Origin of the sequence: Exiguobacterium sp. PFWT01, from assembly GCF_018255795.1 — a bacterium.
Lineage (GTDB): Bacteria > Bacillota > Bacilli > Exiguobacteriales > Exiguobacteriaceae > Exiguobacterium.
Genome location: NZ_CP073755.1, coordinates 521,077 through 547,436 on the forward strand (window position 1 = coordinate 521,077; position 26,360 = coordinate 547,436).

Sequence of the window (26,360 nt, forward strand, 5' to 3'; positions counted from 1 at the left end):
GATGACGATCTATTTAGTCAATATGGCGCTGTTGGTCGGTTGGGGAATGTTGTTGATCCGTCACGAAATTCCGAGTCGCCGGGCTTGGTTCGTATCGTTCGCCACGATTCAATGGATCGTCTTGTCAGGCTTCCGAGACGTCACGGTCGGGGCCGATACGGCGCAGTACAAGGCACTCTTCCTGCAGTCGCAAACGTTGCCGCTCGGTGCGTTCACCGACCGTTTCTTTGAAATCGTCTTCACGGAGAGCGAGGACCCGGGGTTCTACCTGTTCCAACGTCTCATCCAGTATGTGATCACGGACTATCAAGTGTATCTCGTTCTCATCGCGATGATCTTCATGATCCCGCTCGGCTATTTCATCTACAAATACTCGAGCGAACCGCTCATCAGCTTCCTGCTCTTTTCGGTCCTCTTCTACGAATTCTTCGCCGTCACCGGGTTACGGCAAACGGTGGCGACCGCGCTCGTCGTGCTCGTCGGCTACCATTTCGTGCGGGCGCGGAAGTTGGGCTGGTTCCTCCTGCTCGTATGCATCGCCATGACGATTCATAAATCTTCGCTCATCTTCGTCCCGTTCTACTTTTTAGCGAACAAGCAACTGACCAAAGCGTATTTGATGACCATGTTCGGGGTCATCGTCGGATTGTTCGTCTTCCGGAATCCATTCTTCGACCTGCTCGTCCAAGTGTCTGGCTACGATACGTACAGCGCCATGGACGGCGCCGGGGCGGTCAACTTCAGTCTGATGTTGCTCTCCGTCCTCTTCGTGGCATTATGGCGAAAAGATCAAATTCTGGCGAACAATCCATCTGCCATCCATTTCTTCAATGCGCTGTTACTCGCCGCCTGTCTCTTGCCGTTGACGTTCTTGAACCCGTCCATGATGAGGCTCGTCCAATACTTCTCGCTCTTCCTGCTGTTGATGATTCCTGAGATTGTCGGCACGTTCGAGCGGCGGGAACGACTCGTCGTCTATTACTCGGCGGTCATGTTGCTCGGTCTCTTGTTCATTCGCGAAGCGCCGGTGTATTCGTTCTTTTGGTAACACGAGGAGGTGAAGCATATGTCGACACGCATGACGCTAGACGAGGCAGCCAGTAACCGCAAAATCAAGATCGGGGCGGTCATGTCCTACACGCAAATCTTTTTCGGCATCTTGTCCGGTCTCATCTACACGCCGTGGATGATTCATGAGATCGGGCAGGCGAGTTACGGGTTGTATATGCTGACCATCTCGCTCATCAGTATGTTCGCGATGGACTTCGGGCTCGATGCGGCCGTCTCACGATTCATGAGCAAGTATATGGCGGAGGGGGACCACGAGCGGGCAGGACGATTTTTAGGCATCGCCTATAAACTGTTCATCGCCATCTCACTCGTCCTCTTCCTCATCCTCACCGTCGTCTACTTCTTCTTGGACTCGATTTACTCGAGTCTGACGGCGACCGAGCTCGAACAGTTGAAAGTGCTCTATGTGATCGCGGGACTGTTCATCGTCGTCTCGTTCCCGACGAAGCCATTCTCTGGCATTCTCGTATCCCATGAACAATTCCTCTTCTCGAGTGCCCTGCATCTCGCTGAGAAGGTTGGGACGGTCGCCTTGATGGTCACCGCGCTTCTTCTCGGCTATGGATTGTATGCCCTCGTCATCGTCAATGCGCTGGTCGGCACGATCGTCTTACTCATCGAGTACGTCTTCATTCGGCGCAAGACTCTCGTCCGTGCCAACTTTCAGAATCGAGAGAAGGGGATTTATCGGGACATCTTTAGCTTCACGTCCTGGAGCACGATTACGCTCGTTGCCCAACGCTTCGTGTTGAACATTACACCGAGTCTACTGGGGATTCTAGCGGGCAGTGCCTCGATTGCCCTCTTTTCCGTCGGGATGGTCATCGAAGGGTATGTCTGGACCATCGCGGCCTCGCTCGGTTACTTATTCCTTCCGAAAGTCAGTCGGATGTTGTCCCGAAACGATCGTGAGGCCATCGGGTACCTCTTCGTCCGCATCGGTCGGATTCAACTGTATATCGTCGGACTCATCCTCGCCTCGTTCTTCATCCTCGGTCGCGAGTTCATGCACCTATGGGTCGGACCAGACTTCACCGATTCCTACGTCATCGCCCTTCTCTTGATTGCACCTAGTGTGATCACGTTGACGCAAGACATTGGCAACACGACACTCATTGCCGAGAACAAAGTGAAGTATCGGGCGTTCGCTGCCCTCATCGTGGCCGCCATCAGTATGACGCTCTCACCACTGTTGATTCCACACTTTGGTCCGATCGGTGCGGCCATCGCCATTTGTATCGGCAACATCGTCGGACTCGTCTTCTATATGAACGTGATTTACCATCGGGTCCTCGGTCTCGACATCCTCGACTTTTTCCGCAAGTGCCATCTGAAGCTCTTGCCCGGTATTCTCCTGTACACGCTCATCGGCTGGGGGATCCAGTTCTTCTTCCCGTCCTCGAATTGGTTCGGCTTCGGGGTGAAGGGAATCGTGCTCATCAGTATTTACGCCGTAATCATGTGGGGACTCGCATTTGATGAGACGGAGAAAGCCATGTTCCGCCAAGTGTTCGCTCAATTGAAACTACGCATCCTATCCATTCACCACACATCCTAGGAGGGAACAAGATGAAACGACTCAAGGTCATGACGATTGTTGGTACCAGACCCGAAATCATTCGATTGTCCGCCGTGATGGCACGTCTCGAAGCCTCCGAGGCAATCGACCATGTGCTCGTTCATACGGGACAAAACTATGACTATGAATTGAATCAGATTTTCTTTGAAGACTTCGGACTCCGGACACCGGATTATGTGTTAGACGCCTCGGCGGATGGTCCGATGGCGACGATCGGGAATATCCTCATCGCCATCGATCCCGTGCTCGCATCTGAACGTCCGGACGCGGTCTTGTTACTCGGGGACACGAACAGCTGTCTCGCAGCCATCGCCGCAAAACGCCACCACATCCCCATCTTTCACATGGAGGCGGGGAATCGTTGTTTTGACGAACGGGTCCCGGAGGAAACGAATCGTCGCATCGTCGACCATATCGCCGACATCAATCTGACCTATAGCGATATCGCACGCGAGTATCTGCTTCGTGAAGGGTTACCGGCGGACCGCATCATCAAGACGGGGAGCCCGATGTACGAGGTACTCCACCGTCAACGGGATAAGATCGAGCGGTCAGACGTGCTCGAGCGGCTCGACTTGGAGCGAGATGCCTATTTCGTCGTATCGGCCCATCGCGATGAAAACATCAGTGATGACGAGAACTTCTTCGATCTGGTCGACACGCTCAATGCGGTCGCGACCACGTACCAGCTCCCACTCATCGTCAGCACCCACCCCCGGACGGCAAAACGTATTCGTGAGAGCGGGGTGCGTCTCCATCCGAACATTCGTACCCTCAAACCGCTCGGCTTCAGTGACTACGTCCACCTGCAACTTCATGCGAAGGCAGTGTTGTCGGACAGCGGTACGATTAGTGAAGAGAGCTCGATTCTTGGAATCAAAGGATTGAATATCCGACAAGCGCACGAGCGTCCGGAGGCGATGGAGGAAGGGGCGGCGATGATGGTCGGATTGAAGCGGGAGCGAGTGCTGCAGGCACTTCGAATCTTAGAAGAAACGGATGGCTCCATGCGACTCGTGAGCGATTACGCCATGCCGAACGTTTCCGATAAAGTGCTCCGCATCTTGCTATCCTACACGGACTATGTGATGCGAGAGGTGTGGAAACAGCACGCGGTGTCGACCGAGAAGAAAGAGGTGTGAGCCATGGACTATATGACGTTCAAACGAATCTTTGACGGGACGCTCAGCGGAGTGGCGCTACTTCTCATCGCCCCGTTCCTGCTCCTCATCGCCCTCTTGATCAAAATCGATTCAAGGGGTCCCGTCTTCTTTAAACAGGAACGCATCGGGTTACGGGAGACACGTTTTTGGATGTATAAGTTCCGGACGATGCATCAGGATACCCCGAACGATGTCCCGACACATCTGTTTAACGACTCCACGAAACATATCACGCGCGTCGGGGCGTTTCTTCGCAAGACGAGTCTCGATGAATTGCCACAGCTCGTAAACATTTTAAAAGGCGAGATGGCCATCGTCGGACCGAGACCCGCACTGTGGAATCAGGACGACTTGGTCGAGGCTCGTCGACAAGTGGGTGCGACAGAAGCGCTGCCGGGGCTGACCGGATGGGCACAGGTGAAGGGGCGCGATGAGCTTCCGATTGAGGTGAAGGCGAAACTCGACGGGGAATACGTTCGCCAAATGAGCTTTTGGTTCGATCTGCGCTGTATCGCCTTGACCGTTCGGAACGTCTTACTCCGGGAAGGAATCGTGGAAGGGGCGCCTCCACCGAGCCCGACGTCTGAAGAAAAGAAGATGATGCATGTTGCGAAAAAATGATAACGGTTTCCATTAAGTTACCAATTTAAGTGAGACCAACCGGGTAAATGATGACATACCGCTCTTCCTACATCAGAGACTAGACAGCTACGAAAGGAGCCTTCTTATGTTTTCCAACAAAACATTGCTCATCACAGGTGGGACGGGATCGTTCGGCAATGCCGTGATGGAGCGATTCCTCGATACGAACATTAAAGAGATTCGCATCTTTTCACGGGATGAGAAGAAACAAGAAGACATTCGCAATCGCTATCATCATGACAAGTTAAAATTCTACATTGGCGATGTACGGGACCCGAACAGTGTCAAAAATGCCATGTACGGCGTCGATTACGTCTTCCATGCGGCGGCACTGAAGCAAGTTCCCTCATGTGAGTTTTTCCCAATCGAAGCGGTGAAGACGAACATTCTCGGTACGGAAAACGTCTTGAATGCCGCCATCGAGGCGGGTGTGGAGAAGGTCATCTGTCTTTCGACGGATAAGGCGGCCTACCCGATCAATGCGATGGGAATCTCCAAAGCGATGATGGAAAAAGTCTTCGTCGCCAAGGCCCGTGCGGTCGGACCAGACCGGACGCTCATCTGTGGGACCCGTTACGGGAACGTGATGGCTTCGCGTGGGTCGGTCATCCCATTATTCGTGGAACAGATTAAAAGAGGGGAGCCGCTCACCGTGACCGATCCGCTCATGACGCGTTTCTTGATGAGCCTGGCCGATGCGGTCGAACTCGTCGTCTTCGCATTCCATCATGCGCATGCCGGTGACATCATGGTCCAAAAATCACCTGCCTCGACGATCGGTGTGCTCGCGGAAGCCGTGAAACAACTGTTCGGGGTCGATCTTCCCATCAAAGTCATCGGGACCCGCCACGGTGAGAAAGCGTTCGAAACGTTGATGACCCGGGAAGAAAAAGTCGTCTCTGAGGACATGGGTGGATTCTTCCGCGTCCCGGCCGACAATCGAGACTTGAACTACGAAAAGTACTTCAGTGAAGGCAGCCAGGAGCTGACGGCTCAAGGTGAGTACAACTCGAACAATACGAGACAGCTCGATGTGGAGGAAGTGAAGGAACTCTTGTTGACGTTACCTTACATTCAGGAAGAACTCGCGAAATGGACGATTCCTGCTTCCGCGAAACGAATCGGGTGAGCGTGATGACCAGACAAAGGCTCGTCTTCTTATCCAATATCGCTTCCCCGTATCAAGTGAAATTCGCTGACGTGCTTCATGAGCATATGGATACCGAGTTTTGGTTTTATAAACAAATCACTGATCAGCGACCTGACTGGTGGGTCATCCCACTCGGTAAACGCTGTCGCGTCTTGAGAGGCTCGTATTTCTCGAAAAAGACGAACTATCTGTCGCTCGACGTCGTTCTCCAACTCATCCGATTTCGACCACATATCTTGCTACTGGCCGGTTTCACCCCGTTTCATGCCCTGCTCTTACAGATCGTCAAACTGTTTGGGGTGCGTGTCGTCGTCATGAGCGAACCGATTCGAAACGTACGGGGCGAGACGAGCGGCGAATCAACGTTATTGACAAGAGAGAATGGCTTGCACAAGACGACACGGATTCATCGACTGTTCAAGCGGACCGATTTGATTTTTGGAATGGGGAATGTTGCACGTGATCAATTTATCAATGAACTCGGTTTCCCTTCCGAACGAGTCGTCTCGGCACCCTATCCGATTGATATCGAGACGCACATGTCGCACCCGTTACGTCAGAAAGGACCAAACGACCCGATTCATCTGTTGTTTGCCAATCGCTTAATTGAACGTTATCAACCGCTCGTCGCCTTAGAAGCGTATCGAATCTTGAAAGAAGAATATCCGAACCTTTCCATGTCGCTCAATCGAGACGGGCACCTCGCGGATGCATGTCGTCGATATATCGAGGATGAGCAGTTGACGGACGTCACGTTCCTTGACGAAATCGAGTCGTGGGACGGATTGAATCTCGTTTACCGTAGTTCAGATATTCTCGTGTTGCCGGCGACTTATTCGAACGGGAACATCAGCATCATTGAAGCCTGCGCGTCTGGGATGGGTATCGTCGTCAGTCACGACGTCAACAACGTCGCGCGTCATCTTCACGAAGGAATCAACTGTTACAAGTGTGAACCGACCGTGGCATCACTCGTGACCAAACTGAAACACTATCTCGACCATCCCGAACGATTGACGGCCCACGGACAGCAATCAAAAGAGCTCGTGACACCAAGACTGAACGCCAACACGGCTGCCGTCTACGTCGATTTGCTCCAACCACTCTATCGCAAAGGAGATTCTCACCATGCTGAAGCTGCTGTTGCTCGGGGGAGCGATGCATCAAGTTCCCATCATCCAAAAAGCGAAACAACAAGGGATATTCACCGTACTTTGTGACTATCTACCGGATAATCCGGGTCGACTCGTGGCCGACCGCTATTACTGTACGAGCACCCTTGATCGGGAGGCAGTCCTCACCATTGCGAGAGAGGAAGGCATCGATGGGATTGTCGCCTATGCGACCGATCCGGCGGCGCGAACGGCCGCCTATGTGGGAGAAACACTCGGGTTAGTGACGAACTCGCTTGAAACGGTCGAAACGTTGACGAATAAAGCGAAGTTTCGGACATTCCTACAGCGACATGACTTTGCCGTCCCGAAAACCTTTGCGTTCACCGAACTGGAAACGGCGGTCGACACGTTATGGGAGCGGGCAGGTGAATATATCATCAAACCGGCCGACGCCTCAGGGAGTAAAGGGATCAGCAAGTGGAGTCAGGGGAACGGGATTGAGCAGCTTCGTCGCCATCTTCGAGTGGCATTTACGATGTCATTCAATCAGGAAGTAGTCGTGGAGGAGTTCATTACCCGAGACGGCTATCAATTAGCGGGTGATGGATTTGTCGTCGACGGAGAGTTGGTGTTTCGTTGTTTCGGAAACGGACACTTCAACGTGAACGGAGTCAACCCGTTCGCCCCGATCAGTGCGAGTTTTCCGAGTGTGCATCCGTCTCACGTGCTTGAGCGAGTCCATGAGACGTTGCAACGCATGTTGACTGAAGTCGGCTTCAAGCAAGGGGCGTTCAACTTCGACATCTTCGTCAAAGGAGAAGACGTCTATCTGATGGATATCGGTCCACGGAACGGAGGGAATTACATCCCACAAATCATCGAACAAGCGACAGGCGTCGACTTGGTCCAGGCGACGATTGATGTCGCACTCGGGATGCCGGTGACGCTCGAGATGAAGCCAGTGACCGTGCCGTCCGCCTATTTCATCATCGGCAGTCAAGAAACGGGGCGATTCATGGGTGTCCATTTCGATGAGGACGCATATACGATTCGACAAGCGAACATCTATTACAACGTCGGAGATGTGGTCCCGCGCTTCGAAGGGGCAAATCAAGCACTCGGTAGTTTGATTTTGGAATTTGAAGACGTCGAGACGATGCTTCGACTCGTCGAACATCCCGAGCGATGGCTGACCTTACACATCAAGTCGACCGAAGAAACGGAGGGAGAATCATGGACATCGTCGTCACCGGTGCGAACGGTTTTTTAGGCAGACATCTCGTCCACGCCTTGGAGCGGGCTGGGCATCTCGTCCTCCCGATCACCCGCTCGACCTCATCCGTGGAACGAAGCAGCTATCTGCGTCGAGCGGACGCCGTCTATCATGTGGCCGGAGTCAACCGTCCCGAACGAGTCGAAGAATTCACGACGGGAAATGTCGACTTGACCGAAGCAATCGCCACCGAATTGCTGTCCTATAATCCGGTCTCCGTCTTTTTCGCCTCATCGATTCAAGCGACTCAAGACAATCCTTACGGAAACAGTAAACGAGAAGCGGAGGACATTTTGCGGCTGTACGGTCAACGGAGCGGGGTACCGGTTCACATATATCGGCTCCCGAACCTGTTCGGCAAATGGGGGCGACCTTTTTATAACAGTGCGGTCACGACGTTTTGTTATCAGATTGCACGAGGAGAGGAGATCACGGTCACACATCCCAATCACGTGTTGACGCTCGCCCATGTCGATGACGTCGTCGCATCGTTTGTAGGGGCGTTGCATAAAACAGAAAGCACCAATCCAGATGTCCCGACACACCAGATCACATTATTCGACCTTGCCCGAATGATTGAATCGTTCGAAGCTGTCCGAATGGCTAGAGGGGTACCGGATGTATCGGATCCTTTTACGAAAAAGCTGTACAGCACGTACTTAAGTTACTTGCCGAAAGAACGGATGATCACGCCTCTCTTGATGCATCAGGACGTGCGGGGATCGTTCACAGAACTGTTCAAGACGCCTGACCGTGGTCAAGTCTCCGTTAACGTGGCCAAACCCGGAATCACAAAAGGGGAGCACTGGCATGAGTCGAAACATGAACAATTCATCGTCGCCAGCGGTGAAGGCGTGATTCGGCTCCGATTGATGGACCAAGATCAAATCATCTCATTCCATGTCAGTGAAGAACAGCTTGAAGTCATCGAGATTCCGCCAGGTTACGTCCATCATATCGAAAACACGGGCGTGAAAGATTTAGTGACGGTGATGTGGGTGAACGAGCCGTTCGACGCGAGTCAACCGGACACCTATCCAGCCACTGTCGCACAAGACGCGGAAGTCTCATAAGGGAGGGATTCATCATGGTCATGGTGAGCATCAACTGCATCACATACAATCACGAGAAGTACATCGCTCAGGCGATTGAAGGCTTTTTGTCACAGCGCACGAACTTCGAGGTCGAGATTCTGATCCATGATGACGCCTCGACGGATCGGACGGCAGACATCATTCGGGAATACGAACAGAAATATCCTGAAAAATTCAACGTCATCTATCAGACGGAGAATAAATATTCAAAAGGCGTGTTCATCGCTCGGTTGAACGAGGAGCGGGCACGCGGCAAATACATCGCGGTTTGTGAGGGCGATGATTACTGGACCGACCCGTACAAATTGCAAAAACAAGTCGACTATATGGAAGCCCATCCGGACTGTACACTTTGTTTCCACGATGCGTATGTTGAGACAGGTGGGAAACTCCACACGAACTGGCACGTCATTCCATGGATGCCGGAAAATCGAAAGCTCGCCTCATCCGTGCCCCGGACGTATGACGCCGGTGAATTACAGTTACTCGGGTTCGTTCCAACGATGTCCATGTTGTATGTGAACGATTTCCATGACGCCCCGCGATGGCTCGAAGAGACGCCGGCGCGAGATGCATCGATTCGCTTGTATATCACGAGCAGGGGATACGCCTACTACATGCCGGAAGTGATGAGTGTCTATCGCTACGAGGTCGAAGGGTCGGCGACGACCATTTGGAACGAGGGGAATGTCGAACGTGACGTGAAGCGACATGAGGAGTTCATTCGTTTCATCAACTTATTTGATGCCTATACCGATGGGAAATACCATCAGGAGCTGGAGTTGTCTCGGATTTCCTTTGAAGTGGGGCTCCACCGATTGAAAGGAGAGTATGATGCGTTACGTTCTACTCGATATGACGCGTATCTCGATCGATTCGTCGGAATCGATCGAATCCGACCTTACCTGATGATCAAGCAGCCACATTTAACGGAGTGGCTGATTAAAATACGAAATCGGGCATTCGCTTGAACGAAAGGAAAAGGGGTGATTTCACCATGAGTGGTTCAAATGTAGAAACAGATGCCGTCATTCCCGTCACACGACCGAGTATGCCGGATTTTGATACGTATGTCGAGATGATTCGTCCCCTTTGGGAATCGCGTCACTTGAGCAACCGTGGCGAGAATGTGCGGGCGTTAGAAGAAGAGTTAGAGCAGCGTCTCCACGTCCCGCACGTCTCCTTATTGACGAACGGTCATCTGGCCCTCGAGACGGCGATTGATGTGCTCGGGTTGACGGGTGAGGTCATCACGACGCCGTTCACGTTCGCCTCGACGACGCATGCGCTCATCCGAAAACAGATCACCCCTGTCTTTTGTGACATCAACCCCGTCGACTACACGATCGACGTCAACAAAATCGAGGCGTTGATCACGGAACGGACGACGGCCATCCTACCCGTTCATGTGTATGGGAACGTATGTGACGTGGAGGCGATCGAACAACTCGCAAAACGCCATGGGCTCCATGTCCTCTACGATGCGGCGCACGCGTTCGGTGTCCGGCACGATGGATGTGATGTCTCGACGTTCGGCGACCTGACGATGTTCAGCTTTCATGCGACAAAAGTGTTTCACACGATTGAGGGTGGCGCGCTCACGTTCCGGGATGCCCGATACGTCGAAGCGATTCATCAAGCCGTCAACTTTGGGATTACCGGACCAGAATCCGTCGAATCGGTCGGGGGCAACGCCAAGATGAACGAGTTTCAGGCGGCGATGGGACGGTGCAACCTCCCACGGATTGATGCCGACATTGAAAAGCGGAAACGTCTGGTCGAGCGATACGACACCCGTTTAGGGGACGCTTCCTTTCTGCGCTTGAACTTTCGGAATGAACGGACCGAGTCCAACTATGCGTACTATCCGGTTCTCGTCACGGAAGGGAGAGCGGCACGCGATGACATGATGGCATACTTAGCGCAGCATGGGATTCTCGCCCGGAAGTACTTTTATCCGCTCGTGACCGATTTTTCCTGCTACGCATTCGACGCATCCGTACCGAACGCCACGTACGTCTCGGATCGGGTGATCACGTTACCTCTCTATCCGGACATGACAATGGAGATGGTCGACCGCATTTGTGACGTAATCCTTAAAGGAGGGAATGAACGATGAAAGGAATCATTCTAGCGGGTGGGAACGGGACGCGTCTCTACCCGATGACGAAAGCAGTCTCGAAACAGCTATTGCCGATCTACGACAAGCCCCTCATCTATTATCCGATGTCGGTGTTGATGCTCGCCGGCATCAAGGAGATTTTGTTGATCTCGACCCCGAAAGACATTGCAGGATATGAGCGACTGTTCGGTGACGGGCATCAACTTGGAATCTCGATTACGTACCAAGTACAAGAGCGTCCGGTCGGTCTCGCGGATGCCTTCATTCTAGGAGAATCGTTCATCGGGGACGACTCCGTTTGCCTCATCTTAGGGGATAACGTCTTCTATGGACCGAACTTGACTCGCTTTTTACAGGATGCGAAAGAGCGACAGTCAGGCGCGACGGTGTTTGGATATCCGGTCAAGGACCCGCGGGCATTCGGTGTCGTCGAGTTCGATGCGGATCGACGCGTCTTGTCCATCGAAGAGAAGCCGACGGTCCCAAAATCCAATTATGCGGTACCGGGGCTCTACTTTTATGACAATCAAGTCGTCGAGTTCGCGAAACAAGTGAAGCCGTCGCCACGCGGCGAGCTCGAGATCACGTCGATCAATCAAATGTATTTGGAACGAGGTGAATTGAACGTCGTCTTGTTCGGTCGCGGGATGGCTTGGCTCGATACGGGAACGCCGGAAGGGATGATCAAAGCCTCCGTCTTCGTACAGACAGTGCAGGAGCGACAAGGCTATTACATCGCTTGTTTGGAGGAGATTGCGTGGCGTCGTGGGTTCATCACGCGAGAGCAATTGACCGACATCGGTCAGACGCTCAAGATGACCGATTACGGACAGTATTTGATATCGCTTCTAGAGGAAGGAGAACAGACCAATGCATACGATCCTAGTGACTGGCGGAGCCGGGTTCATCGGTTCAAATTTCATAAAACACTTTCGGGACAAACATCCAACGTCACGCATCCTTAACGTCGACGCGTTGACCTATGCCGGCAATTTAGAGAACGTCCAAGAGTTCGAGCACGACCCGCTCTATGTGTTTCGGAAAGTAGACATCCGCGACCGTCCGGCGATTGATGAACTGTTCTCTCTCTTTGAGATTGACGAAGTCGTGCATTTTGCGGCGGAATCACATGTCGACCGAAGTATCCTTGAGCCGGAGTTGTTCCTCTCGACAAATATCCTGGGCACACAAGTGTTGCTCGACGCGGCCATGCGACATTGGAAACGGTATCCGGACGATAAATACAGTCGAGAATACCGAGATGACGTCTGTTTCGTCCATGTTTCGACGGATGAGGTGTACGGGTCGCTCGGGGAGACGGGATTCTTTACTGAAGAGACGCCACTCGCCCCGAACAGCCCTTATTCCGCCTCGAAGGCCGGGTCCGATTTGCTCGTTCGTTCCTATCATGAGACGTACGGCTTACCGATTAAGATCACCCGTTGTAGCAACAATTACGGTCCGTACCAATTCCCCGAGAAACTGATTCCGCTCATGGTGCACCATTGTATGACCGATCAACTTCTCCCGGTATATGGGGACGGAGGACATATCCGAGATTGGTTACATGTGCAGGACCACTGTGAAGCGATCAATCTCGTCCGACAAAAGGGGCGAGTCGGAGAAGTCTATAACATCGGTGGACATAACGAGAAGACGAACCTGGAACTCGTCCGAACGATTTTACGAGCGTTTGACTTGCCTGATGAGCGCATTCAATTCGTGACGGATCGCCCTGGCCATGACCGTCGTTATGCCATTGATGCGACGAAAATGAAAGACGAACTCGGGTGGGTGCCACGCTACAGTTTTGAACAAGGGATCGAAGAGACGATCGAATGGTACCGGTCACATCCGGAATGGGTCGAGCGCATCGTTTCGGGAGCGTATAAAACTTACTATCAAGATATCTATTCTTCCTAAATCTGAGTCGTTCTATCATCCCGGGAAAGGAGGGAATCGACATGGTGATGGTCAGCATCGACTGCATCACGTATAACCACGAACCGTACATTGCCAAAACGATTGAAGGATTCTTGATGCAGGAAACGGATTTTGAATTCGAGATCCTGATTCATGAGGATGCCTCAACGGATCGGACGGCGGATATCGTGCGCGAATATGAAGAACAGCATCCGGACCGGATTCGGGTCATCTATCAAACGGAAAACCAATATTCTCAAGGGGTCATGGTGAATCTGTTGAACGAAGAGAGGGCGCGTGGCAAGTACATCGCCCTTTGTGACGGGGATGACTATTGGACCGACCCGCAAAAGTTGCAGAAACAAGTCGACTATATGGAGGCCCATCCGGACTGTACGCTCTGTTTTCATGACGCGTATGTCGAAACGGACGACACACTCCATACCGGATGGCGCGTCATCCCATGGATGCCTGAAAACAGAAAGTATGCCTCGACGGAGCCGCGGACCTATCATGCCGGGGAGTTACAGCTACTCGGCTTCATTCCGACGATGTCCATGCTGTACCGAAATGGACTGACAGACCATCTGTTAGATTGGATCGGCGATACGCCCGCCTTCGACGGCGCGCTCAAACTGCACGTCGCAAGCCAAGGTTACGCCTACTACATGCCTGAGGTGATGAGCGTATATCGATTCGGTGTGTCCGGGTCGGTCACCACCAAGTGGCGTCAACGAAACAGGGAGCGCGATATTGAGCGGATCGAGGCGTTCATCCGAATGATGGATGCATTTGATTCCTATACGGATGGCAGATTTCATCAAGAAATCGAAATTTCTCGCTTATCGTTCGAGGTCGGCTTGCATCGGCTCCGACGAGATTTTCAAGCGCTGAAGTCACCCCGATATGACCAATATGTGGAGCGTTTCGTCGGGAGAGAGCGGCTACGTCCCTACTTGATGGTGCGACATCCGCACTTGATGGAGTGGTTGATTCGCATGCGCTCGTTCCAGCTCGGTTAAAGGAGGCGGCTCAAATGAAATTAGGGATCATGCAGCCGTACTACTTCCCATACCTCGGTTATATTCAATTGATGAACGCGGTGGACCAGTTCGTCATCTTGGACCATGTGCAATTTGCGAAACGAGGATGGATTCATCGAAACCGTATTTTGGTCGAGGGACATATCAAACCGATCCATCTGAAAATCGATCATATGACACAACATCGTACGATCCGTGAGCATGAGCGGATTCTCGATCCGGTTCATGAGACTTATCAACTGCGCTTATTGCACCATGCGTATCAACGCGCACCAAGTTATGCCGACGTCATGCCGATGGTGGAACGAATCATTCAAAATGAGGAACGCAATGTCGCCACTTATCTAGAAACGTTATTGACGGAAGTGCGTGATTACCTCGAGATGGATACGGAGTTATTGGTCGCCTCTTCGCTCGACTACGACAAGTCGCTGAAGTGTGAACAACTGGTACTCGAGATTTGTCATCACTTGCGTACCTCGCATTATATCAATGCGATCGGCGGGCAGGAACTTTATGACAAACAGCGTTTCGCGGACTCCGGGGTGCCGCTTGATTTTATCCAGATGGATGCGGTGGAATATGCTCAATTTGGTCATCCGTTCACACCCAACTTGTCCATCATCGATGTCTTGATGTTCAATTCGAAAACGAAAGTGCGTGAATTGCTCCACGCCTATACGCTCGTCTAATGAGGCGAGATAGATGACGCAACGATTAGGGGAAAGGGGATGAACACGTTGAACACATCATTTGAATGGACCAATCGACGTCTATTCTTCAGCCCTCAGCGAGACGCATCACTCGACTGGATGGATGCGTTCGCACAAGGACCTTGTGTGTTGGAACGCGATACCTATTTGCGGATCTACTTCAGCTGTCGACCGAAACCGATCGATGGACGATACGTCAGTCACAGCGGGTATGTGGATGTCGCAAAAGAGGATTTCTCGATTCTTCGGGTGAGTGAACGACCGATATTGGAGCTCGGTGCACGTGGGACGTTCGACGAGTTTGGTGTCTATCCGTTCTCGGCGATTGAGGTCGGGGATGAGGTGCATGCCTATTACGGGGGCTGGACGCGTACGGTGTCCGTTCCGTTTAATGTGAATATCGGAAAAGCCATCAGTCGAGACGGCGGACGTACGTTCGAGCGCGTCGGTCCAGGACCGATCCTATCGTATACGCTCGACGAACCCTTCATCTTGAGCGGACCGAAGATTCGGCGATTCCATGACACGTGGGTGTTGTTCTATATCGCCGGACGAGAGTGGATCATGGATGGCGAACGTCCTGAACCGGTGTATAAAATCCGGATGGCCACGTCGAAGGACGGGGTCACGTGGGTGAAGGCGGGACGCGATTTGATTGAAAGCGTACTTCCGAATGAGGCGCAGGCTAGTCCAGACGTCTTTTATGAAGATGGGCGCTATCATATGTTTTTCTGTTACCGGGACGCGACCGATTATCGGAAAAATCCCGAGCGGACGTATCGAATCGGATATGCCTCTTCTCCGGACTTCCTCCATTGGACGCGTGACGATGACGTGATGAAGTTCTCGCGGACAGAATCAGGATTCGATGACGAGATGGTCGCCTACCCCCATACATTCACATTGAACGGGAAACGGTATTTACTCTATTTGGGGAATGAAGTCGGACGAGAAGGATTCGGCATCGCGGAGCGCAAGGAGGGAGCGAGATGAAGTGGAAGAAACTCGGACACATTTTTGATCCGGCACCGTACGGATTTTTCGGGGAGTATTCCTCGTTCGCCCAGTCCCCTCAGGCGCTCGTCTTCGGAGATTTTGTGCGCATCTATTTCTCGACCCGCGAACCGGACGGTGACATGTTCACAAGCCACGTCCGATATGTGGACATGACACGTGATTTCAATGTCATCAACGTGTCCACAGATGAAATCATCCCACTTGGAAAACGGGGGACGTTCGACGAACACGGGATCTTCCCATTTCACGTCACGCGGACGCGTGATGGACTTTATGGCTATACGAGTGGCTGGAGCCGTCGTGACTCGGTAGCTGTCGAAACGGGGATTGGACTCTCTGTCAGTCGGGACGAGGGAGAGACGTTCGAACGGCTCGGAGACGGACCGGTATTATCGGCGAGCATCGAGGAACCGTTTCTCGTCGGCGACCCTTTTGTCGTCACACGGGAACAATACTATATGTATTACATTTACGGGACGACATGGAAAGAGGGTCCGGATGGCGTCCAGGAACGGACGTATAAGATTGCGCTCGCCACATCAGAAGATGGACAGACGTTCAAGCGTCACGGAAGAATCGTTTCGGATGTGATCGCGGACGAGAGTCAGGCGCTTCCGACGGTGTTCGAGGCGGACGGACGTTACCATATGATTTTCTGTTTTCGGGACACCTTCGGCTTTCGAACCGACCCGTTACGCGGATATCGATTAGGTTACGCCTATTCGGAAAATCTGTTTGACTGGACGCGGGATGATGCGGCGCTCGGATTCGAGCGAAGTTCCGACGGGTGGGACGCGGACATGGAGTGTTATCCGCATGTCTTCGAGTGGGAGGGGCGGCACTATCTTCTCTATAACGGGAACGAGTTTGGGCGACATGGATTTGGTGTCGCAATTTTGGAGGACGTATGATGACTCGCGACCAAGGGACGGTCTCTGACTATGTGGCGCATCTTGAGGCGTGTGATCACCTGTTCCCGACCAAGCTGTCGGAGCGGGTAGCGCTAGAGCCATACGCTTTGAAGATCTACGAACGGGCGACGTCGTATGAAATCTGGAACGACGGGCGTCTCGTCGGGCTAATCGCAGCTTACATGGATACGGACATCGTTTTCATCAGCCATATTTGCGTGTTGCCGGAAGCACCGTCCGGTAGTGGGCACGCCTTACTGGAAGCATTATGCGAAGAAGCGATTCAGACGAACAAACGGAAGATTCACTTGCACGTCGAAGCGACGAACGAACGAGCGATTGCCTTCTACATGCGACACGGCTTCAGCGAGCTCGAACGAACGGGTGATGTGCTCGTCATGGAGAGTGTGTTGTGAAACGAAAAGATAGCGAAAGTGAGGAGTCGGACACCTTTCTACTGTGGAAGGTGTTTTTTGTCATGCGTAATACAACAGAAGAAATAATTTCAAAATAAAAGTTTGAATTGTCTGATAATGGATATAAGATACATAGAATCGATGCCTTTTGTCTTATATAATTGGAGGGCTTTATGAGGAAACAGTACTTAACGTGTATAGCGTGTATCCTTGTTTTGTTGTTCGTCAGTCACCCGATGCACTTCTATGCAACGGAGCATGCGAAGTGTGAAGCATGTGGTACCGAAGAACCGGGAGATGAGGAAGTCAGCCCGGATGAGCCACTCGACGAAGAAGTACCGGTGGCTGACTCCGAGCAGGAGACCTCTGAATCTGAACCCGCACAAGAACCGAGTTCAACTGGAGCGGAGGCGGCTCCTTCGACTCCAAGTCAGGACACAGAACCGAGATCAGAAGAGGGATTGTCTGTCCTTGACCCCGTACCTGAACCACCGGAAATCGAGCAAGATCCGGTGCCTGTGGAAGGGGAGGATGAGGAGGCTTCAACAGCGGAATCGGATGACCTTGAAACGAGTGAACCGACGGAAACGACAGACTCGATTCAAGCGAACGGATTGCTCGGAGTCTCCTTACTGTCAGAGATCAGCTTGAGCGGAGCCTACAGTGACCGCGTGGAGTTGACGTTGACCGGACAAGGTGTCCTCGATTTGAATCTACTGAAAGACCGTTTCGTCATCTTCCAAATTCCGAGCGCGTTGATGCCATATCTCGACGAATCCAGTTTGGCAGGAAGCTACGAGATTCCTGCCTTGATTGGCGTGAATCGGGGAACCATCGCCACGAATCAATGGGTAGTAGATGAGGCTCGGGAGCAGGTGTATTTCCGTGCCAATCAGTTGCTCAGTGTGTCCGTATTGAACCCGAAACAATATCAATTCAAACTCAGTTTTCGCTTGAATCGTTTGCCTCTAGGGACACCTCAAGCCCATACCTTTTATGGCCACATGACAAATGAACTGGTGAGGATTGACCTACTATCAGATGGACGAGATGCGTGGACGCTCGAGACAGAAGGTCCGATTTTTCAGTTGAATGTTCCGTCCGCAATCGACTTCGGTAGCGTATCGATTCGTCCGAGTGGTCAACGCATCTATCGAGATCAAGCGATGACCGTGACCGTCTCGCACCTTCGAGCGCTCGGATACGCGTGGCGTCTCACCGCGACCGCGACGCCGTTGACGTCTTCAGGAGGACATACGTTGACGGACACCGTCTTCTTCAAGCGAGAAGATGGGACCATCGTTTCCTTAGAACAAGGTGTGCAAGTGATTGCAGAAGGCACGATGACCGAGCCGGCGACACCGTTGACGTATGGACCGACCGAAGGGATTTTTTTTGAACGTGCAATCTCAATTACCTCAACCGACAACGTATCAAACGACCATCAACTGGACACTTGTGAACGCCCCATAGAGGAGAGAACCTAAATGAGGAAAAAACGTGTACGTCTTATGTTGTTGAGCAGTATGCTATGTTTTGGAAACATGATGACCGTTTCAGCGATGAGCGGGGAGACGGAGGCGACCATCGAGTTCACGGAACTCGGGGTGCCTGACATCTATGACCCTGCTACGGATGCACCTTTTTCACCACAACCAGATGCGAACGATGGGTTTGTGAACACGACGGCGGCAGAACTGACCCTCGACTTTGCGCCAAATCTGTATTTTGGCACGCACACCGTTCGAGATACGATGGCACTTGAATATGTGGCGCAGGCGACAGTGAACGGAAGCAAGTTGCCGAGAAGTCTGTTGGTGCAAGTCACAGACCGGCGGACGACGTTTGGGAACTGGTCGGTCCACGTCAAGGCGGCACCGTTCGAGCGGACGACCGTTCCAGATGTTGATTCCTTGCCCGGGGCATATTTCACATTCAATGGAGGGGAAGTGAAATCTCCACTCGGGGAAACGTTGGCCCCGCTTTTGAGTAGTGATGAGATTAAAGTGAATACGGATGATCAATACGTCAATGTGATGTCGGCTGTGGCCAATACAGGTCAATTCACCTGGCTGGCCCACTGGACGGGGGCAGGCGCTTCGGTCAAATTACGTGTCGCCAATAACACGATGCAAGTCGGTCAACATGTGTCGAAGCTGACGTGGTCGTTGACGCCGAACTTGTTGCCTCCTGTGGATTGAGGGTGATGGGATGAAACGAATTTGGATCATCGGAATCGGTATAATTTGTTGGTCGTGTATGGCTACCCTCTCGTCGGTTCATGCGCAAACAGGTGAGGTCGGTTTCTCGGTTGAAATCGTTCCTCATGCCAAGCAACTCAATCCACAAGTCGGATATTTCGACTTGTTCGTCTCCCCGGCAGAACCTGTCGTGCTCGAACTAGTGATTCACAATCATCTCGACAAACGTCAACGTTACGAGTTGAACATCGGAAATGCGTATACGAATGAACTGGGTGTAATTGTGTATGATCAATCCGAACCGGTGCGAGAGGGCGTTTCGTTCACCGATTTAGTGGATGACCTGCATCAAACGATCGAAGTCGGGCCGTCTGAAGCAAAGCGGGTGAAGATTGAAGCAAATGCGGTCGGTGAGATGATGGAAGGGGTATTGCTCGGCGGGATTCGCGTATCGAGGACGGAAGATCCCGCTACGCCAGAACAGGTAGGTGTTCAAAATCAGTATGAGTATGTGATCGGTGTGAAATTGACGACGACGACGAAACAAGTCGTGTATGAACCGAAATGGGAGAGCGTTTCGGTCAACACGAATCACTACTATCCACATGTCGCATTTCAGATTGCGAATCAGACGGGTTCCATCAGCGGACAGGTCGATCTCGAGATGCGCGTCGAGTCTAAAGAAGGAAAGACCATGTCGCACCGGATGGAAGCGAGGATGGCGCCTTATACGAATACAGGATTCCGTTTCCCCATCACGGAACGCCTTGCACCGGGGACGTATCAGGTGTCTGTCGAAATGAGGGAGCGGGAGACGAATCGGACGTGGTCATTTACGGACTCTTTCACAGTCACGGACGAGGAGGCGGCTCACATTCAAGAGAGGGTGGAAGAACCGGTCGTACAACAATCGGGCTTCTTGAATCGTGACATGACGTTGCCGATTGTGGGAATTTGTCTACTCCTTAGCATCGGCTATATCCTTTACCTGAGAAGACGTTTGAGAAGCGCGTAACAACGCTTCTCAGCTTGTTGACTAACATGAATCTTATCGCTCGCCTGTCCGGCGCCCACGCTTTCCTCAGGCAATCCCGGAGCCGCATCGCGACCTAGGTCGCTGCTGGGTCTCCGTCGGATTGCTTTCCTGTAGGAGTCGGGGCGCCGTCGGGCGAGCAACGCAAACGGTCGTCATCTGGCGGCCGTTTGTCTTTTTCTAAGACCACGACGGCCGAAGAAAAAGTTCGGTATTTACTTTGAATCGATGTTTTAGGGGAAAGGGGAGGTAAACGCCGAGATCATCCTCCTCGGGCCGCTGTTCAACATCCGTTCCGTTCGTCAGACCGTGAAGGATGGATCGTGTCGACTTGTTGATCATTAGATCCGCCCCCTGTGTGTTCTTCTCACACCATTATATGGGACGAAGGACAAAAGGTGACCAAGAACGGGCTGGCGAGACTCCTGAGGGAATAGCAAGCAAAGGGAGACCCAGCAGTGACGCAGTCGCGATGCGGCTCCCTGCTTGCCCCTAGGAAAGCGAGCCATGTCCGGGTTGGGCATATAAAAGACATTAGACCTATACTTTGTCTACAGTCTGAGAAGCGCGTAACAGCGCTTCTTTTTTCGTCAAGAAGGAACTTTCCGGTTTGTGTAGAATAGTACAAAAAGAAAAAGCGCCTGACCGAGGTCAAACACTTTTCTTAAGCTCTCGTTTCCGATCACGTTGTACTTTCCAAATCACAGATCCAACGATGATCAGGATTGGCGCGATGACCCATGGACGGGCTTCGAGAATCGAGACGAGTTCAAAGATGGAGAGCCATCCGCTCACCATGATCAAGACTAGCAAAAAGGTTTTCAGTCCCCCCCGGACCGGAAGCCAAAAATAGACGAACAATGTCACTAAGAAAAAAGCGATTAAGCCCATGCGGTTTGTCCTTTCACCCATCATTTTGACTCATTATAGCAAAGAACATCGAGAGAGTGTTAGAAGCTTCACTTCTTGGGCGTGTTTCGGTACGCTTATAAAAGATGATTGAAGGAGGAACTGATGTGAAATTTGGAATTATTGGTTTAGGATACGTTGGATTGGCTACACTTTGTGGGTTGGCAAAAGCCGGTCATCACGTCATCGGAGTGGAAGCGGACGAAGAGAAGTTGCGTCTTCTCATGAGTGGACATCCGCCATTCCATGAACCAGGCATGGCAGAGGTGTTGCAAGAGCACGCCGATCAGATCACCTTGACAAGCCGAATCGCCGATACGGAGCAGGTCGACTATTTGATTCTTGCCGTCGGGACACCGAGCAAGTCGGATGGAAGCTGTGACTTATCTTATATCGAAGCAGTCCTGTCGGAACTGAATACGAAGCATAAAATCGTCATTCGTAGCTCGGTCCCACCCGGCACGACAGATTTACTGAACATCATGTATCCCTCTCATACGTTTGCGATCGTACCGGAATTTTTACAAGAAGGACGCGCGCTCGCAGATGTCATGAAACCACACCGGGTCGTCATCGGGTGTGAAAACCTCGAAGTCGCAGAAGAGTTGGCAGGCATCTATGGACGCCTTGGCGTTCCGCTCATCTGTACGACACCGATCAACGCAGAACTCATCAAATACGCCTCGAACGCCTTTTTGGCCACGAAAATCAGCTTCATGAACGACTTGTCGCGTCTAGCCGATCAAGCTGGCGCTGACATTTCGACGATTGCGGACGGGATGGGACTCGACCCACGAATCGGACGTTCGTTCTTGAACGCGGGCATCGGGTACGGAGGTTCGTGTTTCCCAAAAGACATGAACGCACTCCTGCACGTCGCGAGTGAAAACGAGATCGACCTACGTGTCATCCGAGCGGCGGCGAAAGTGAATGAGACGCAAATCGAGTACGTGCTCTCAAAATTGAACGTTGAACCGAACATGCGCGTGGCTATCCTTGGTTTGGCATTCAAACCAGGAACGGACGATATGCGAGATGCCCCATCGATTCTCCTCGCCCACCATATGGTAGCCCGTAACGTGGACGTCATCGGGTATGATCCGATTGCGACGTGGGACTACCCACAAGCGACGACCGTCGAAGAGGCGCTGAAGGGAGCAGATTATGCCATTCTCGTCACAGAATGGGACGAGATTGTGAACTTGGCACCGGATGCTTTCAACGGCATGCGCCAGCGTCGATTGATTGATGCACGGAACGCATGGAAGTTCGCACGTGACCCAGGCGATGTGTCGTACGAAGGAATCGGACGGATGCAACGTCCGTCGAACACACCGACTTCAAACTAAACCTGTTCAGGACCGCTCATGTAGGCGGTCCTGTTTTTGCGAGACGTGAATCTTTTGTGGATATCGAGACGTAAAGAAAGGAGAGGAGGCGAGGCATATGTGGATTCTCATTCTAGTAGCAGGAATCGTGATTGCGCTCGGATTCGCGGTAGACCGATTCGGTTGGTATCACTTGATTTCCGGATACAATACGATGTCGAAGGAGAGACAGGAGCGGGTCGACATCAAAAAAGTGGCGCGGCTGATTGCCTGGATGTGTTACGGCATTGGTGCATTTTTTCTCGTCATTACGCTCATCGATTTATTTGGTTGGAACGTCCCGCTCGAACCGTTTTTTCTCGTCCTGATGGTCTTCATTGTCGGGATGCTCTGGCGGATGCAGCGCTATGACGGCAATATTTATGATGAAGCGGGACGTTTGAGACCGGACGGGAAAAAGCGTCTCATCCCGATCATCATCGTCTCCATCGTCTTACTTGTCGGTGTACCGGCACTCCTATTTTGGTTCAGTCAACCGACTGAGGTGACCGTGACGGATGAAGCGATTGTGATTGAAGGCAGTTATGGTCGTGAGGTCCCGCTTGATGAGGTGGAAGACGTGACGTGGACGACGTTGCCGGAGATTGCGCGTCGGACGAACGGAGCAGACACGGGAACACGTCTGACCGGAAATTTTCGGACGGAAGCAGGGGAGGATGTACTCCTCTTTATCGACCGTAATGTCGAACCGGTGATTCGACTCGATTGGTCAGAAAAGGCAATCTATCTTAATCAGTCTTCGGTCGAAGAGACGAGACAGTTATATGAAGCCATTCGTGCACGCTGAAAAAAGGGACACTCAACGAGAGTGTCCCTTTCTGTTGACCCATGATTCAAATGAAGCCGCATCCAGAGCGGGTGAAAAATAGAAGCCTTGACCGAGCTCGACCCCTTCACGAAGCATCCGTGACAGGTCGCTCTCGGTCTCGATCCCTTCGGCGAGAGCGGTCAGCTGTTGCTCGTTCGCGAACCGGGAAACGGCGCGTAAGAAGGACGTACTTTCTTTCGCCTTCCCACTCACGTACATTCGGTCAATCTTCACTTCTTGAATTGGTAGATGCCAAATCGCTTCGAATGAGGCATAGCCGGTCCCGAAGTCGTCAATCGAGAGACAATAGCCGAGGTCGGCGATGTCTTCTAATCGTTCGAGCTCGCTCGCATACGACATGATATCCGACGACTCGGTCAATTCAATCTTCAACCGATCCGGTAGCCATGGATAGACCTCGATCGAATCCCGAAGCTTCGTCACGATGGACGGGTCGACCGAATGGGCCGACAAGTTGAACGACAAGGAGATGTCTTCAAATGAAGTTCCTTGCCACGCGACGAGCTGCGCGATCGTCTGGTCGAGAATATTATGCGACAGCCATAGGATTTGATCGGACCGTTCCGCGACGCGAATGAACTCGTTCGGTGGGATGACCCCGATGTCCGGGTGTGTCCAACGCGCGAGCACCTCTGCCCCGACGACACGACCGGTTTTCAACTCGACTTGCGGTTGATAGGCGACGGTCAAGTCACCTCTGCGGATGGCGTCCGGGAGTGCTTGTTCAATGAGTGCGGCGAGTTGCATCTGAGCTAAAATCTCGGAGTCGTACCAAACCGACGGGGTACGTGTCTCTTTTGCGTGTTGTAACGCCTTCATCGCCTTGAACAGACAGTCGTTGTATGCCCCTTCCGTCTCGGTCGCCCCGATTTGAATATGCACGTTTTGGCGTTTATGGTTGATCGTCACTTCCGTTGGGAACAGCTCCAACAGCTCATGCTCGTCCTCGTATGAGAAGCCTCGGACATACAGCATGAACGTGTCATCGCGGTATCGACCGAAGAGATGTTGGGCATATTTCGAAAGACGGGACTCGACGGCTCGCGCAAACTCGATCATGAGCAGGTCGGCGTACGCCGGGTCGTACCAATCGACGAGATGATGATAATCATGAATCCGGATGAGGACGAATGCGCCGTCAATCTCTTGCTTCTCCCACTTGCGGATAAACCCATATTCGTTATACAGATTGGTCGCCAAGTCGAATCGGACGAGACGGTCGACCTTCCGTTCCCGTTCGACCCGGTCCGTCTCATCTTCGACGATGAGGTAATACGTCAACTTTTCCTCACGCTTGAGCGGTGTCAGCTTCACGTTCAAGTAACGAAGATGCTCGCCTTTTAGGTGGATGATGAATTGGGCGCTCGTCCCTTGGTCGGTCACGCCCTCGAGTGCTTGCTCGAACAGGCGGCGACCCGTCTCGGTGAACAATTGGTTGATCTCATATAAGTTTCGATCACCGAAAAACTGCCGGAACATCTCGTTGCGCTCAATCAAGTTATACGAGTCATCCATGAGGGCGATGGCGAGTCCCGTCTCGGAGAAGAGGGACGACCAGCGCTCATGATAACGTACGAGGTCTTGTGAACGATTCTCCAGTTCGTGAACGGTCGAATGGACACTCGCGGCAATCTCGCGTAACTCGTCCTCGATCCCTCGGAAGTCATGTGTCTTCGGAAACATGGCCTCGACCGGTTCGAGGCTCGGGTCGATGGCGAGTGCGCGTGCCTTGAGATGCGCCAAGTCGTGATTGTAGCGATTGCGTGTATAGTAGAGCAGGAATAGGAGTCCGAGCGATAACAGCAACGTCATCACGAATGAGGTGGTGGCCAGGACTTGATAATGCTTACTTTCTTCCTGTAGCATCGTCTCAGAATTCGAGCGGACGGAACGAAGGGCACCATAGGCATCCTCATAGACGTTCGTTGAGTTGACGTAACGGGCTTCTAGAGAAGCTTCGCGATTCGCCATATTCGCAAACGATCGACCGCTATCCGCCACGTCGATGATTGCTTTCGTCTGTAGCTCTGGGTTTGACGCAAGGATGGTTTGGATGAGTGTCGCCTCACCGACGATCATGTCCACGCTACTTTCAAGTTGGTCCGCATCAATCGGTTCACGGAAGAGTGCGTCACGGTTTCGCATGAGCATCGACTGCATCCGCATGATGGCATCCGTCAACTCGTATGCCGCATTCGATTGATTCGTCTGCTCGAGTGCTTGATATAGCCAGCGTCGATTGATGGAACTGATGACGTCGGTCGGGACCTCTTCAAACTGTTCGGTCTCCAGAATTTGATTCAACTCGTTTGAGAACGTCTCGAGCGTCTCGCGTTCCCGTTCGTTCACACCGTCCTCAAAGTCGTTCAATAACCGCTCATTGTATTGGAGTGCACGTTCTTTGTAAGGCGTGGACAGGAATGACGACGTCTGATTTGACTGTTCCTCATATCGGGTCGCCGCCTCGAACAGTGTCACATACGCTTCGACGCCAGCCAGGTCTGCCGCCTGATTCAAGTTCGTAATCGTCTGGTCAATGGCTTCTTGTTTTTCATGCCAATAAAAACTCGTTCCGAGTCCGAACAACAGGACACCGATGAGACAAGCGACCGCGAGCGCCATCGTGTAGGTACGGTATGGAATTTTAGCAAAACGGGGTTGGCCCATCCGGCACCTCCTTTTTCCTTCATCATACTTCCGAATTCGGGTCAGGCGATGAAAATCCTGCAAAACGAAAGAAAAACCCGACTTTCGTCGGGTTTTTTGGC

24 protein-coding genes are annotated in these 26,360 nt (G+C 52.3%); 22 read left to right on the forward strand and 2 right to left on the reverse strand.

Annotated elements, in window-relative coordinates; all coding sequences use genetic code 11:
• The first annotated feature begins 1 nt into the window (after nt 1).
• The 20 genes from KD909_RS02850 (at nt 2) to KD909_RS02945 (ending at nt 20,448) form a co-directional block, all read left to right on the forward strand.
• Nucleotides 2-1,048, forward strand: coding sequence for an EpsG family protein (locus tag KD909_RS02850; RefSeq protein WP_031422416.1), 1,047 nt, complete (start codon nt 2-4; stop codon nt 1,046-1,048).
• An 18-nt stretch (nt 1,049-1,066) separates the two neighbouring features.
• A complete protein-coding gene (locus KD909_RS02855; RefSeq protein ID WP_074035903.1) occupies nt 1,067-2,629 on the forward strand; it encodes an oligosaccharide flippase family protein in 1,563 nt (520 codons plus the stop codon).
• Nucleotides 2,630-2,640: 11 nt separating this feature from the next.
• Nucleotides 2,641-3,792 (forward strand): non-hydrolyzing UDP-N-acetylglucosamine 2-epimerase, encoded by a 1,152-nt coding sequence (gene wecB / locus KD909_RS02860; protein WP_211782314.1) that lies wholly within the window; start codon nt 2,641-2,643, stop codon nt 3,790-3,792.
• Between the two features lie 3 nt (nt 3,793-3,795).
• Nucleotides 3,796-4,434 (forward strand): sugar transferase, encoded by a 639-nt coding sequence (locus tag KD909_RS02865; RefSeq protein WP_211782315.1) that lies wholly within the window; start codon nt 3,796-3,798, stop codon nt 4,432-4,434.
• Between the two features lie 106 nt (nt 4,435-4,540).
• Entirely contained in the window at nt 4,541-5,584 is a 1,044-nt protein-coding gene (locus tag KD909_RS02870; RefSeq protein WP_211782316.1) for a polysaccharide biosynthesis protein, read from the forward strand.
• Between the two features lie 5 nt (nt 5,585-5,589).
• Nucleotides 5,590-6,825 carry a glycosyltransferase family 4 protein gene (locus tag KD909_RS02875; protein WP_249199065.1) on the forward strand — a complete coding sequence of 412 codons (1,236 nt, stop codon included), beginning with the start codon at nt 5,590-5,592 and terminating at the stop codon, nt 6,823-6,825.
• Nucleotides 6,734-7,990, forward strand: a complete 1,257-nt coding sequence (locus KD909_RS02880) for an ATP-grasp domain-containing protein (protein ID WP_249199066.1) — start codon at nt 6,734-6,736, stop codon at nt 7,988-7,990. The genes KD909_RS02875 and KD909_RS02880 overlap by 92 nt, the downstream gene beginning before the upstream one ends.
• A complete protein-coding gene (locus tag KD909_RS02885; RefSeq protein ID WP_211782318.1) occupies nt 7,954-9,066 on the forward strand; it encodes a polysaccharide biosynthesis C-terminal domain-containing protein in 1,113 nt (370 codons plus the stop codon). The genes KD909_RS02880 and KD909_RS02885 overlap by 37 nt, the downstream gene beginning before the upstream one ends.
• Nucleotides 9,067-9,080: 14 nt before the next feature.
• The gene (locus tag KD909_RS02890) at nt 9,081-10,058 is read left to right on the forward strand and encodes a glycosyltransferase family 2 protein (RefSeq protein ID WP_211782319.1); all 978 of its coding nucleotides are present in this window, start codon (nt 9,081-9,083) and stop codon (nt 10,056-10,058) included.
• A 26-nt stretch (nt 10,059-10,084) separates the two neighbouring features.
• Nucleotides 10,085-11,206 carry a DegT/DnrJ/EryC1/StrS family aminotransferase gene (locus KD909_RS02895; RefSeq protein WP_211782320.1) on the forward strand — a complete coding sequence of 374 codons (1,122 nt, stop codon included), beginning with the start codon at nt 10,085-10,087 and terminating at the stop codon, nt 11,204-11,206.
• On the forward strand, nt 11,203-12,174 hold the full coding sequence (gene rfbA / locus KD909_RS02900) for a glucose-1-phosphate thymidylyltransferase RfbA (protein WP_211782321.1): 972 nt from the start codon (nt 11,203-11,205) through the stop codon (nt 12,172-12,174). Before KD909_RS02895 ends, rfbA begins: the two co-directional genes overlap by 4 nt.
• Complete coding sequence (rfbB, locus tag KD909_RS02905; RefSeq protein WP_211782322.1) at nt 12,080-13,132, forward strand: dTDP-glucose 4,6-dehydratase; 1,053 nt, start codon at nt 12,080-12,082, stop codon at nt 13,130-13,132. Before rfbA ends, rfbB begins: the two co-directional genes overlap by 95 nt.
• A gap of 41 nt (nt 13,133-13,173) precedes the next feature.
• Nucleotides 13,174-14,154 carry a glycosyltransferase gene (locus KD909_RS02910; protein WP_211782323.1) on the forward strand — a complete coding sequence of 327 codons (981 nt, stop codon included), beginning with the start codon at nt 13,174-13,176 and terminating at the stop codon, nt 14,152-14,154.
• A gap of 14 nt (nt 14,155-14,168) precedes the next feature.
• Nucleotides 14,169-14,867 (forward strand): WbqC family protein, encoded by a 699-nt coding sequence (locus KD909_RS02915; RefSeq protein ID WP_211782324.1) that lies wholly within the window; start codon nt 14,169-14,171, stop codon nt 14,865-14,867.
• 39 nt (nt 14,868-14,906) lie between these two features.
• A complete protein-coding gene (locus tag KD909_RS02920) occupies nt 14,907-15,881 on the forward strand; it encodes a glycoside hydrolase family protein (protein ID WP_012727228.1) in 975 nt (324 codons plus the stop codon).
• Nucleotides 15,878-16,816: a glycoside hydrolase family protein gene (locus KD909_RS02925; RefSeq protein WP_211782325.1), complete on the forward strand. Its 939-nt coding sequence runs from the start codon at nt 15,878-15,880 to the stop codon at nt 16,814-16,816. The genes KD909_RS02920 and KD909_RS02925 overlap by 4 nt, the downstream gene beginning before the upstream one ends.
• On the forward strand, nt 16,816-17,232 hold the full coding sequence (locus KD909_RS02930; RefSeq protein ID WP_211782326.1) for a GNAT family N-acetyltransferase: 417 nt from the start codon (nt 16,816-16,818) through the stop codon (nt 17,230-17,232). Before KD909_RS02925 ends, KD909_RS02930 begins: the two co-directional genes overlap by 1 nt.
• Before the next feature lie 173 nt (nt 17,233-17,405).
• A complete protein-coding gene (locus tag KD909_RS02935; protein WP_211782327.1) occupies nt 17,406-18,719 on the forward strand; it encodes an ICP22 family protein in 1,314 nt (437 codons plus the stop codon).
• Entirely contained in the window at nt 18,720-19,433 is a 714-nt protein-coding gene (locus KD909_RS02940; protein ID WP_047794902.1) for a WxL domain-containing protein, read from the forward strand.
• A 10-nt stretch (nt 19,434-19,443) separates the two neighbouring features.
• Nucleotides 19,444-20,448, forward strand: a complete 1,005-nt coding sequence (locus KD909_RS02945; protein ID WP_211782328.1) for a WxLIP family cell surface protein — start codon at nt 19,444-19,446, stop codon at nt 20,446-20,448.
• 669 nt (nt 20,449-21,117) lie between these two features.
• Here the strand turns inward: KD909_RS02945 and KD909_RS02950 are convergent.
• Nucleotides 21,118-21,378 carry a hypothetical protein gene (locus KD909_RS02950; protein WP_031422447.1) on the reverse strand — a complete coding sequence of 87 codons (261 nt, stop codon included), beginning with the start codon at nt 21,376-21,378 and terminating at the stop codon, nt 21,118-21,120.
• Nucleotides 21,379-21,482: 104 nt separating this feature from the next.
• Here KD909_RS02950 and KD909_RS02955 point away from each other — a divergent pair, with 104 nt between their 5' ends.
• On the forward strand, nt 21,483-22,724 hold the full coding sequence (locus KD909_RS02955) for a UDP-glucose dehydrogenase family protein (protein WP_211782329.1): 1,242 nt from the start codon (nt 21,483-21,485) through the stop codon (nt 22,722-22,724).
• A 97-nt stretch (nt 22,725-22,821) separates the two neighbouring features.
• Nucleotides 22,822-23,550: a DUF3784 domain-containing protein gene (locus KD909_RS02960; RefSeq protein WP_211782330.1), complete on the forward strand. Its 729-nt coding sequence runs from the start codon at nt 22,822-22,824 to the stop codon at nt 23,548-23,550.
• Between the two features lie 12 nt (nt 23,551-23,562).
• On the opposite strand, the gene KD909_RS02965 is transcribed toward KD909_RS02960, so the two are convergent.
• The gene (locus KD909_RS02965) at nt 23,563-26,259 is read right to left on the reverse strand and encodes an EAL domain-containing protein (RefSeq protein WP_211782331.1); all 2,697 of its coding nucleotides are present in this window, start codon (nt 26,257-26,259) and stop codon (nt 23,563-23,565) included.
• Nucleotides 26,260-26,360: the final 101 nt, after the last annotated feature.